Origin of the sequence: Acinetobacter sp. CWB-G5 (assembly GCF_019209785.1) — a bacterium.
Classification (GTDB): Bacteria; Pseudomonadota; Gammaproteobacteria; order Pseudomonadales; family Moraxellaceae; genus Acinetobacter; species Acinetobacter johnsonii.
In genome coordinates this window covers 73,418-85,232 of sequence record NZ_JAHUTF010000002.1, presented here as the reverse complement: position 1 = coordinate 85,232, position 11,815 = coordinate 73,418, and the positions used below count along the sequence as shown (strand labels likewise).

General features: G+C 43.3%; 10 protein-coding genes. 6 read left to right on the top strand and 4 right to left on the bottom strand.

Annotated elements, in window-relative coordinates:
- The first annotated feature begins 5 nt into the window (after positions 1–5).
- The 6 genes from KVY11_RS04475 (at position 6) to KVY11_RS04450 (ending at position 6,619) form a co-directional block, all read left to right on the top strand.
- Complete coding sequence (locus KVY11_RS04475) at positions 6–800, top strand: enoyl-CoA hydratase/isomerase family protein (RefSeq protein ID WP_151836394.1); 795 nt, start codon at positions 6–8, stop codon at positions 798–800.
- A 20-nt stretch (positions 801–820) separates the two neighbouring features.
- Positions 821–2,812, top strand: coding sequence for an acetyl/propionyl/methylcrotonyl-CoA carboxylase subunit alpha (locus tag KVY11_RS04470; protein WP_218288257.1), 1,992 nt, complete (start codon positions 821–823; stop codon positions 2,810–2,812).
- A complete protein-coding gene (locus KVY11_RS04465) occupies positions 2,809–3,711 on the top strand; it encodes a hydroxymethylglutaryl-CoA lyase (RefSeq protein WP_218288256.1) in 903 nt (300 codons plus the stop codon). The genes KVY11_RS04470 and KVY11_RS04465 overlap by 4 nt, the downstream gene beginning before the upstream one ends.
- A gap of 26 nt (positions 3,712–3,737) precedes the next feature.
- Positions 3,738–4,442, top strand: a complete 705-nt coding sequence (locus tag KVY11_RS04460) for a CoA transferase subunit A (protein WP_218288255.1) — start codon at positions 3,738–3,740, stop codon at positions 4,440–4,442.
- 3 nt (positions 4,443–4,445) lie between these two features.
- Complete coding sequence (locus KVY11_RS04455; RefSeq protein WP_218288254.1) at positions 4,446–5,075, top strand: 3-oxoacid CoA-transferase subunit B; 630 nt, start codon at positions 4,446–4,448, stop codon at positions 5,073–5,075.
- Between the two features lie 134 nt (positions 5,076–5,209).
- Positions 5,210–6,619: a short-chain fatty acid transporter gene (locus KVY11_RS04450; protein ID WP_218288253.1), complete on the top strand. Its 1,410-nt coding sequence runs from the start codon at positions 5,210–5,212 to the stop codon at positions 6,617–6,619.
- 101 nt (positions 6,620–6,720) lie between these two features.
- Here KVY11_RS04450 and KVY11_RS04445 read toward each other — a convergent pair whose 3' ends face one another.
- The 4 genes from KVY11_RS04445 to KVY11_RS04430 all read right to left on the bottom strand — a co-directional run bounded on the left by KVY11_RS04445 (position 6,721) and on the right by KVY11_RS04430 (position 11,738).
- Positions 6,721–7,743 carry a DUF1311 domain-containing protein gene (locus tag KVY11_RS04445; protein ID WP_218288501.1) on the bottom strand — a complete coding sequence of 341 codons (1,023 nt, stop codon included), beginning with the start codon at positions 7,741–7,743 and terminating at the stop codon, positions 6,721–6,723.
- 114 nt (positions 7,744–7,857) lie between these two features.
- Complete coding sequence (locus KVY11_RS04440; RefSeq protein ID WP_218288252.1) at positions 7,858–9,315, bottom strand: OmpA family protein; 1,458 nt, start codon at positions 9,313–9,315, stop codon at positions 7,858–7,860.
- 160 nt (positions 9,316–9,475) lie between these two features.
- Positions 9,476–10,711: a dihydroorotase gene (locus tag KVY11_RS04435; protein ID WP_218288251.1), complete on the bottom strand. Its 1,236-nt coding sequence runs from the start codon at positions 10,709–10,711 to the stop codon at positions 9,476–9,478.
- A gap of 10 nt (positions 10,712–10,721) precedes the next feature.
- The gene (locus KVY11_RS04430) at positions 10,722–11,738 is read right to left on the bottom strand and encodes an aspartate carbamoyltransferase catalytic subunit (RefSeq protein WP_218288250.1); all 1,017 of its coding nucleotides are present in this window, start codon (positions 11,736–11,738) and stop codon (positions 10,722–10,724) included.
- Positions 11,739–11,815 lie beyond the last annotated feature (77 nt).

Here is an 11,815-nt window from a genome sequence, read left to right as displayed (position 1 = left end):
GAGCGATGAGCTTTCAATATTTACAACTCGAACAACGCGACCAAGTGGCAACGGTATGGATTAATCGTGCAGAAATGCATAATGCCTTCAATACTCAAGTGATTGAAGAACTGCACCGCTGCTTTAGCGAACTCAATACACGTGATGATGTCCGTGTCGTGATTTTAGCAGGACGTGGCAAAAGCTTCTCGGCGGGTGCTGACCTGAACTGGATGAAAGAAGCAGGACAAGCCTCACAGGCTGAAAATGAAGCCGATGCATTAAAACTAGCGAAAATGCTACAAAGTTTAGCGACTTTAAAACAACCGACCATCGCCCGCGTACAAGGCATTGCTTTTGGTGGTGGCATGGGACTGGCTTCTGCCTGTGATATTTGTGTCGCAAGCAGCGATGCTAAGTTTGCAACCTCTGAAGTGCGCTTAGGTTTAGCCCCTTCAACCATTAGCCCTTATGTGATTCGTGCGATTGGTGCACGTCAGGCTTCACGCTACTTTTTAACCGCAGAGCGTATTTCTGCGGAACAAGCCCTACACATTGGTCTAGCGCATGTGGTGGCCGATGCTGAACAGTTAGATGAAAAAGTCGCAGAAATGGTCGATGCCTTACTTTTGGGTGGGCCAGAAGCACAAACGTCTTCAAAACAACTCATCCAAATGGTCGACCAGCAAGTGTTAACCGAAGCATTATTGTTGCAAACAGCACAACATATTGCCCATGTACGCCAAGGATCAGAGGCGAAAAATGGCTTAAATGCTTTTTTAAATAAACACAGTCCAGTCTGGATCAAGACAACGGCATAACAACAAGAAAGGATATCGATATGTTTAATAAAATCTTAATTGCGAACCGTGGTGAAATTGCTTGTCGTGTGATCCGAACTGCAAAAAAAATGGGCATTGCCACCGTTGCAGTCTATTCAGATGCTGACGCTCAGGCACAGCACGTGCAACAAGCCGACGAAGCCATTTATATCGGTGAATCTCCTGCTGCACAAAGCTACCTACAAATTGAACGTATTATTCAAGCTGCCTTAGACACAGGTGCTGAAGCAATTCATCCAGGTTATGGCTTTTTATCTGAAAATGACCAATTTGCCAATGCCTGCCAAAAAAACAACATTGTCTTTATTGGCCCACCTGTAGATGCCATTTTAGCCATGGGCCTGAAAGCCACTTCTAAATCGCTAATGGAGAAAGCAGGTGTACCGCTGACACCGGGCTACCATGGCACCAACCAAGATCCTGATTTTTTAAAACAACAAGCCGATGCCATTGGCTACCCTGTGCTGATTAAAGCCAGTGCTGGCGGTGGTGGTAAAGGCATGCGTTTGGTTGATCGCGGCGAAGACTTTTTAAGCCATCTAGCTTCATGTAAAAGTGAGGCGCGTTCAAGCTTTGGCAATGACGATGTTCTGGTTGAACGCTATGTGGTACAACCGCGCCATATTGAAGTGCAAGTTTTTGGTGATACACATGGTAACTATGTGCACCTCTTTGAACGCGATTGTTCGGTACAACGTCGCCATCAAAAAGTACTAGAAGAAGCACCTGCACCCCAAATGGCAGAACCAAAACTCGAAGCCATGCGCCAAGCCGCTATTGATGCAGCACGTGCAGTGGATTATGTCGGTGCAGGGACTGTTGAGTTTATTGTGGAACAAGACGGCACGGCGTATTTCATGGAAATGAATACTCGCCTGCAAGTTGAGCACCCTGTAACAGAGATGATTACAGGGCAAGATTTGGTGGAATGGCAACTACGTGTAGCTTTTGGTGAACCACTGCCTAAACAACAACACGAGCTCAGTATTCATGGTCATGCATTAGAAGCACGTGTCTATGCTGAAGAACCTGAAAAAGGTTTCTTACCTGCAATTGGTAAAATCCACTACCTGCACTACCCTCAGCAAAATGAGCATGTCCGCGTAGACAGTGGCATTGTTGAAGGGGATGAAATCACGACCTTTTACGACCCAATGATTGCCAAATTAATTGTTTGGGCAAAGAATCGTGAAGCCGCACTCACCCAAATGCACCATGCACTGAGTCAATTCCATGTCGATGGCTTGGGCAATAACATTGCATTCTTAGACCGTTTGGTCCGTTCAGAGTCTTTTAAAACCGCCAATCTAGACACCAACTTAATTCAACGTGAAGAAGCGTTTTTATTGCAACATAATGAAACAGCCTCTTCAGAGCTCATCATTACGGCAGCATTGATTGAACTCTTGTCCCGTTTTGCCAACAATAAAACAGCTGCAAATCCTGTATGGCAAGCCGACTCTCTATGGCGTTTAAATATTAATGCTAGCTATGCCATTAAACTGGCACTAAACGATGAAGAACATAAAGTCTATTTCAGCCCAACAGCAAAAGGCTTTACAGCGAAGTACAATGGACATAGCGTTTTCATTCAAGGTGAATTGTTAGAGGCACATTTAGCTAAAATTGAATGTGCAACAAGCAAAAAGACCTATGCTTATAGTTCAAATGCACAGGGCCTAATCCTGTATGCAGACGGTCAAAGCTATAAATTTGCACATATTCAGCCTAACTTTAATACTGAAGATGATGCTTCTGATGCCAATAACTTAAAAGCACCAATGCCGGGTGTGATTACGCAAGTCTTGGTACAAAACAACAGCGCAGTGAAAAAAGATGATGTCCTCCTCACGCTTGAAGCGATGAAAATTGAATATTCAATTCGTGCTCCACATGATGGCATTGTCTCTGCGGCTTACTTCCAAGTCGGTGATCAGGTCAAAGCGGGTGATGAATTGGTTGAGTTTTCAAGCTTGGAAGGTGCCGCATGAGTGAATTTGTCAAAATTGTCGAAGTCGGGCCGCGAGATGGTTTGCAAAATGAAAAGACACCGCTCACTTTGGATGACCGTCGTAAACTGATTTTAGATTTAATGCAGACAGGACTCAGTGCCATTGAAGTGGGCTCTTGTGTCTCTGCAAAGTGGGTTCCACAAATGGCACAAAGTGACGAACTCTTTGCCAGCTTACCCAAAGATCCGAATATCAGTTTTAGTTTACTGACGCCGAACCTGAAAGGGTTTGAGTCTGCTCTGGCAGTCGGCTGTCAGGAGGTTGCCGTTTTTACCGCAGCTTCCGAAAGCTTTACCCAAAAAAACATCAATTGCTCCATTGACGAAAGCTTTGAAAAATTTGCAGACATCATGACTGCGGCGAAAGCCCATAACATCAAAGTGCGTGGTTATGTGTCTTGTATTGTCGACTGCCCCTATGAAGGCGCAATTGCACCGAGCAAAGTTGCACACGTCAGTCAACGTTTGCTGGACATGGGTTGCTATGAAGTGTCCTTAGGTGAAACGATTGGCACGGCGACACCAGACCGCGTGAAAAAAGTCTGGCAGGCATGTTTAGCTGAAATGGATGCCGCGAGTTTAGCAGGACATTTTCATAATACCTATGGCATGGCCATTGCCAATATTTACCAGTCTTTAGAACAAGGCATTCGTGTATTTGATTCGTCCATTGCAGGTCTAGGTGGCTGCCCTTATGCCAAAGGTGCATCAGGCAATGTGTCCACAGAAGACCTTTACTACCTACTCTCCAACATGGGTTATGACACAGGGATTGATCTTGATGCACTGATGATTGCCAGCCAAAACATCAGCCAAGTGCTACAACGCACCAATCCATCTAACTATGCCAATGCCTACTGGCAAAAGCGCTGTGCCTAAGCCATTCAATTGATAACGAGAACACTATGGTCAATAAAGTTTATTCAAGTGCAAAGGATGCACTGCAAGATGTGGTTCAAGATGGTCAAACCCTAGCGGTTGGTGGCTTTGGTTTATGCGGTATTCCAGAAAGTCTAATTACGGCCTTAAAACAAACGGGCGTGAAAAACCTCACCTGTATTTCAAATAATGCAGGCGTCGATGGTTTCGGCTTAGGACTCTTATTAGAAAGCAAACAAATCAAAAAAATGATTGCTTCCTATGTAGGTGAAAACAAAGAATTTGAACGTCAGTTCTTAAGTGGTGAGCTTGAAGTGGAGCTCACCCCTCAAGGTACACTGGCAGAAAAACTCCGTGCTGGAGGTGCAGGTATTCCCGCTTTCTTTACCGCAACAGGCTTCGGTACGCTTATTGCTGAAGGCAAAGAAGAGCGTCAGTTTAATGGCAAACCATATATTCTAGAAAACTCGCTCACCGCTGACATTGCACTCGTGAAGGCTTACAAGGCCGATACTGCAGGTAACTTAATTTTCCGTAAAACCGCACAAAACTTTAATCCTGTATGTGCGATGGCTGGAAAAGTCTGCATTGTCGAAGTTGAGGAAATTCTTGAAATTGGCGCTTTAGACCCAGACCAGATTCACCTGCCGGGTATTTATGTCAATCGCATTGTGCTAAATGCAACCCCTGAAAAACGTATCGAACAACTCACATTAAAAGAGGAGGCTTAACCCATGGCTTGGTCTCGTAATGAAATGGCACAACGTGCAGCGCTTGAGCTGGAAGATGGTTTTTATGTCAATTTAGGCATTGGCTTACCCACACTGGTGGCCAACTATATTCCTGAAAACGTCAACGTCTGGTTGCAGTCTGAAAATGGATTGTTAGGTATTGGCGAGTTTCCAACGGCGGAAACAGTCGATGCCGATTTAATCAATGCTGGAAAACAAACTGTTACCGCACGTCAGGGCGCCGCATTTTTCTCTAGTGCAGATTCTTTTGCCATGATCCGTGGAGGTCATGTCAATATCGCCATTTTAGGGGCAATGGAAGTCTCACAAAATGGCGATTTGGCCAACTGGATGATTCCGGGTAAAAAAGTCAAAGGCATGGGTGGCGCGATGGATTTGGTCGTTGGAGTACAAAAAGTGGTGGTGCTCATGGAACACTCTGCAAAAGATGGTACACCGAAAATTGTCGAGCAGTGTAGCCTGCCTCTGACAGGTAAAAATGTCGTACATCGCGTGATTACTGACCTCGGTGTCATGGACATTACGCAGGAAGGTGTGAAATTAGTTGAACTGGCGAAAGATGTCAGTTTTGAAGATATTCAAAAAGTGACAGGTGTTGCTCTGATCCGCTAATTCGACATCATTTATACAATAGAAAAAATAATCCAATGCCTTTAAAGCAGCGATCCTGTTTTAAAGGCATTTCTATCAGCACGGATAGGCTGAATCAAAAATTCATACCTCATAGATAAAAATGGAATCAATGCATGGAAAACTCTCAAAATATTTTGCAACGTTTTGCACTACGTGTCAGTGATTGGTCGGAGAAATGGTTTCCAGACTCTTATATTTTTGCCCTATTGGGTGTCGTGATCGTCGCGATTGCTTCGATCAGCATTGGCGCACCTGCCAAAGATGTCGCAGTGTCCTTTGGTGATGGTTTTTGGAGTCTGATTCCTTTTACCTTACAAATGTGTATGCTGATTGTGGTTGGTTATGTGGTTTCTGTTTCAAAGCCTGTAGAGCTGCTGATTCAAAAAATGGCTCGAATTCCCCATAGTGGACGTGGTGCGATTGTACTTGTTGCGACGGTCAGTTTATTAATTTCGCTGATTAACTGGGCCATGAGTACAGTACTGACTGCCCTGCTGGTGATTGCGTTAGCTAAACGCAAAGAACTGAATATGGACTATCGTGCTGCCGCTGCCGCCGCGATTATTGGTATGGGAGCAACGTGGGCCTTAGGTATTAGTTCTTCTGCGGCACAACTGCAAGCCAACAAAGCCAGCCTGCCCGAATCGATTTACAATCTAACCGGTGTGATTCCCTTTACCGAAACCATTTTTTTGCCTCAGTCGATGATCATGACGGCTGTATTGATTATTGCCTCGATTGCTATTGCATTTTGGTCTGCACCCAAAGGCCAAGACATTAAAACCATTGATCAATTCCCTATTCAGTTGGAGGAAGATGCCAAACCGACTCCAACCACAAAACGCCCAGGAGACTGGTTAGAGAACTCACCTTTATTGAGTATATTGATTGTGCTCTTGGGTCTGGTTTGGATGTTCAATGAGTTCAGCAAAAGTAATCCAATCTTGGCCATTTCAAGCCTAAATACCTACAACTTTATTTTCCTGATGCTGGGTATTGCACTACATGGTACGCCACGAAATTTCCTCAATGCTGTCACCAAAGCCGTGCCAGCAGTCTCAGGTGTCCTGATTCAGTTTCCACTGTATGGCAGTATCGCCTTTATGATGACGCAAGCACTGAACAGTCATGATTTGTCGCTATCACATTATATTGCTGAGTTTTTTGTTTCGATTGCCTCCAAAGAGACCTTTGCCATTGTGATGGGCTTATATTCTGCCATTTTAGGCTTTTTCATTCCTTCTGGCGGTGGTAAATGGATTATTGAAGCACCCTATGTCATGCAAGCTGCACATGATTTGAAAGTGCATTTAGGCTGGTCGGTGCAAATCTATAATGCTGCGGAGGCCTTGCCGAATTTAATCAACCCATTTTTTATGCTGCCAATGCTTGGCATTCTCAAATTAAAAGCTAAAGATGTGATTGGCTTTACCGTTACTCAATTGGTTTTCCACCTACCTTTGGTGCTGTTCCTACTTTGGATTTTAGGCCGTAGCCTGACCTATATGCCACCTACCTTCTAAACAAGGACAAAAAACACAATCTAAATAAAAAAGGACGAATCATATTCGTCCTTTTCTCATTCTATAAATACTCACTAAAGCGTATTTTTAATGTAGCCCAATTAATTAAACACATTATTTAAATACACAATGCGCTCATTGGTTTTTTGGTTAAAGCACTTGGTATATTGCAATTGTTGATCTTGGGCACGTAAAGCATCATCCCAATATTGCGACTGCTTTTGATAGGTTTCTTTTTCACTATCCGTCATTTGGTAAACACTTTTTTGGGAAATCACTTTACAGTCCACATCACGCTTTTCAAACCACTCCGTTTGGTCTTGTTGAAGCTGCTGTTTTTGCTCCTCAGTGAAATTGTCCCAAGTTTGGTTCAGACGTTCCACCACTTTGACTTGGTCAGCGTCCAATTCCTTCTTACGAATATTCATGGCTTTTTGTGCCAGTTCCATCTGCGCAACTTCTTGCTCATTATATTGTTTTATATTCTTTTGTATTTCTGCATTTTCTTTTTCATATGCCGCAAACTGAACCGCATGCTGCGTCACCAACACTACACCATCAATCACGCCATTTTGATTGGGTACATTCAGGCTAATGCCTTCTTTATCCGTTTTAATGATGTTATAGCTAAATGCACCTTGTAGCTGATCATTGTCTAAGTTGAGTGAATATTCACCCTCTTCTAAGACATCACGCAAAGTACTTTGATAACCTTCCTCACACTCTTCGCATGGACGCGCTAAAAACGCATTTTCGGCACGTTTCTGTAACCCTTTCGGGAAAATCACCACCAACTGGCTTTCACAGTCCAATTGCTTCGCAGTTTCAGGCTTTTCTGTGGTGGTTGAAATGCCTTTAATTTCAAAGCGAATACCGTTATTAATCTGCGTTAATAATTTTTCATCGGCCTCATATTCACGGCTATCACGCAGACGGCGATCTAGGGCTTTTAAGTATTCAGCTTTTAAATGCGCTTGAATTTGTTCGACGTTGGCCGGAGCCGTACAACTCCAATCTGACATTTCTTGCGGTTCAGCAACCGTTTCTGTTTTATTCTCGGTTCGGTTACAAGCACTTAAAAATAAACTGCTCAAGATTAGACTGGCAAAAATTGTTTTCTTCATCATTGTTATAAAACCATAAGGCTGTTGTTTTTCGCAGCGTATTTAACCAAAAAATAAGCTTTTATGCGAGTAGCTATATAAAAGAACCCTGCCGTAGCAGGGTTAAAACATCGCTTAGTTGACCTTTTCAACACCACGATCATCCACTTCACGCACCACACCAGAGTCTGTATTTAAAACCTCAAACTCGATACGGCGGTTTTTAAACTTGCCTTCATCAGTTTGATTGTCTGCTATTGGCTTTTCTTGCCCATAACCAATCGCTCTCAACTGCGCAGGATCGACGCCTTTAAAAATTAAATAATCCACCACCGCTTGCGCTCGATTTTGCGACAAAGTTTTATTGACTGCCGCATCTCCCGTTGCATCTGTATGCCCCATCACGGTCAGTTTAACTTGAGGTGATTTTTGCATCAGCGCCGCGGCCTGATCCAAAATCGACTTATTGACATCAGGTATCGTCGATGAAGCTGTATCAAAGTTAATAATTTGCAAATTCAATGCCGTGGCAACGTCTAGTGCTCGAACTTGCTCAGGATTAATTTCTGCCAGTGCACGCTCAGCATCACTAATACTGGTATCCACGGCACGGTTTACATCCAGTGGTTGCTGCGTCACAACTGTCATATTACGCAGTAAAGGTTTAATTTGATCTGCCACTTTAAGTGCATTGGCTGGATCTTGTGATTGAATCGATAACTGATTGCCAAACCATGTTAAATTTATATTTGGCACACCTTTCAATGCACTGATTACACTGGGTATCGCATCTTGGTCGATAAATTCAGTGTGATACATACTCTGCATATCTGCACCACAGCCGATGCTGTTATTAAAAATTTGCTTTACTTCTTTTTGCAAAATTTCAACATAAGCCGCATTGGCTGAGAAAATTTGGCAAGTGACCAAATCTCCTGTTGCCCCTGTGGTGATTTGAAATTTAGCAGGTTGGCTGGCATTCACATTTGCAGCAGGTGCTGTTTCAGTTGTGGCCTTTTCGGTACAGGCTCTAAAAATAAAAGCAAACAATGCCGCAAAAATAATTAAAGCCAAAACTGGCAGTAAAAATGACCGTTTCTCATCTACTTTTGTAGCATGTACGCTTGCAGGTGCAACATGTGTAGCTTGTCCTTGTAAGGTATTTACCCCCAATCCGGCTAGTAATGCAGTTGCCCACTCAGGTAACGCACGACTAATGGAATCTGTGTTGACTTGTAGTAAATGAGAAATTGCTTCTGGTTCTGAAGAACCTGCCTCTGTGGCTAAAAATGCTAATGCAGGTGTAATCGAACGGCTCAAGGTACTTTCAATTTCATCTGCGGGTGCTGCCCCGCGGACATGCTCCAAAAACTGTTGCTTGAGACTGACATTCGATGCAAAAGCATCATTAAGACGTGGATTCAACTGCTGCTGAAATGCAGGAATCAGTTCAGACTTTGACTTTAATATAGACAGTAAAATTGGTAAAAAGGATTGAATTGCTTGATTTTTTTCAAGTAAATGTTGTGTATCACCCTCTAAAACAATTGCAGAGACATTTTGTTTTAGTAAATCCATAAAATCGACATTCATGAAGCCTTACCCCACTTTTTCTCATTGTTTTCATCGTCATTTTCCAGTTTATCTGTTCATTTTTTATACTTTGTAAAATATTGTATTTGCATCAGTTTTATCTAGGCCCAATAAAAAAGCCAGCCGAAGCTGACTTTTTAATCCACGTTTAAGGCAATATTTAAGCTGCAAAAGTTTTTAGAACTTTTCCTTTCACCACTTGATTGATCAAAGGTGTATTTTTACCTTGCGACAAAATATTGTCTTTATTCACAATCCAGTCTAACTCAGGATCAACCAATACCCAGCCTGCTTCAGCAGTCCAACGTTCAAGCATATTGGCTACCGTGGCAGGTGCAATCGTGACTTTTTCGACCCATTCCAAAGGACTAAATAAACCTTCACGTACCAATTGCACACCAAAAGCTACATAGGTATCAAAAGCAGTGATGCCCGGTTGTGTTTCAGCAAATGGTGCTAGCTTTGCAGAACTGCTTAACGGTTCATGATGTGTACAAATCGCATCGATCACTCCACTTTTCACACCTTGGCGAAGGAGCTCTTTATCCGACTCAGCACGTAACGGCGGACGGACATGTGCAAGTGAGTTGAAGCCATCAATCAGCTGATCTGTTAAATGCAGCTGATGCATCGCCACATCGCATGTGACTGGTAGACCTTTATCTTTAGCGATTTTAATCAAATCAACAGAAGCACCTGTAGACAATAAACCAAAGTGGGCACGAACACCCGTCGCTTCAATCATTAACAAATACTTGGCAATGGCAATGGTTTCGGCAATCGCTGGGATGGTCGGTAAGCCCTGACGCGATGCCACAAAGCCCTCATGGACACAGCCATCTTTGGCAATTTGCGGTTCTTCGGCATAAAACACTACCGTCATACCAAGGCCTGCTGCGTATTCTAAAGTGCGCAGCACCACATCGTCATCTGCAAAAGGCGCATTGGCATTTGAAACTGCTTTACAACCGCCCTTTTTAAGACCCGCCATATTTGCAGGTTGGTTGCCTTGTAAGCCTTGGGTTTGAGCACCAATCACTTCAAGATAAATGCCGCCATCCAACATGGCTTTTTCCATCAAACCATGAATCAAAGCACCATTGTCTTGCACAATCGGTTTTGAGTCTGGCGGTGTAAACACATGCAAAATACCATTTTCACGCGCAGCACGACCTTCTGATTTTAATGTCCCGTGCTGTTGCTGACCTGGTTCACGTAGGCGTGCACATAAGTCCACCATGGTTGGCATTAACCACTTGCCTTGACCATCAATTGTTTCAGTGACATTGGTTGTTTCAGCAACCAACTTGCCATTTTCGATATATATCGTTTGAACCGCATCTGTTTGATGAATTGGGTCAAGAACACGTACATTTTCAATTTTTACAACAGTCATGACTTATTCCTTATACCGCAATCGCGTCTAACAAACCTTGCTCTTGCAGTTGACCTTGCATTGCAAGCGCCAAAACTGCCATACGTACAGCAATCCCGTTGGTCACCTGATTTAAAATCACAGACTGCGGACCATCGGCAATACTGGAATCAATCTCTACACCACGGTTCATAGGCCCCGGATGCATCACGATGCAATCAGGTTTTGCCATCGCAAGACGTTCTTTGTTTAAACCGTACATTTTGTAGAATTCAGCTTGAGATGACAGCGCTGGCGAATCAATACGTTCATTTTGAATGCGTAAGGTAATAATTACATCGCAGTCTCGGATCCCTGCTTCCATGTTATTAAATAGACGTACGCCTTCACCATATTCATCAAAGCCGTATGGCAGCAGTGTGTTCGGTGCAATTACACGAATGTCTTTACATCCCAGTGTTTGTAATGCAGCAACATCTGAACGCGCCACGCGTGAGTGTTTAATATCACCAATGATGGCAATTGAAATATCTTCAAATTTCTTTTTGGTTTCACGGCGAATGGTCAGCATGTCCAACATAGCTTGTGTTGGATGCGCATGACGGCCATCACCTGCATTGATAATTGCGACATGCGGACAAACGGTTTGGGCAATAAAATGTGCCGCACCCGAGGAAGAATGACGTACCACAAAAATATCCGCGGCCATCGCTTCTAAGTTCCACAAAGTGTCTCTGAGCGTCTCCCCTTTAGACGTACTTGAACGTGCGATATCAATATTTAATACATTTGCAGAAAGACGTTTTGCCGCTGCTTCAAAAGTGGTACGAGTACGGGTTGAGTTTTCAAAGAAAAGGTTCATTACCGTTCGACCTTCTAAGAGGTTGTTGGTAATCAGCTGATTTTGGTCATTAAAAAAGGACTGCGCGGTGTCCAATATTTTTGTAAGAGTTTCTTTAGAAAGACCTTCGATGGTGAGGAAGTGTTTGAGATGACCATCTTGGTTGAGTTGAATCTGACTCGGAGTATGCAATGCTGCCAAGTGCATGAGAGATTCCTTGTACGTTAAGTTAACGCATTATACAGATTTTCTTTTTGATTTGGACCTCAGTTTAAAACAATTGC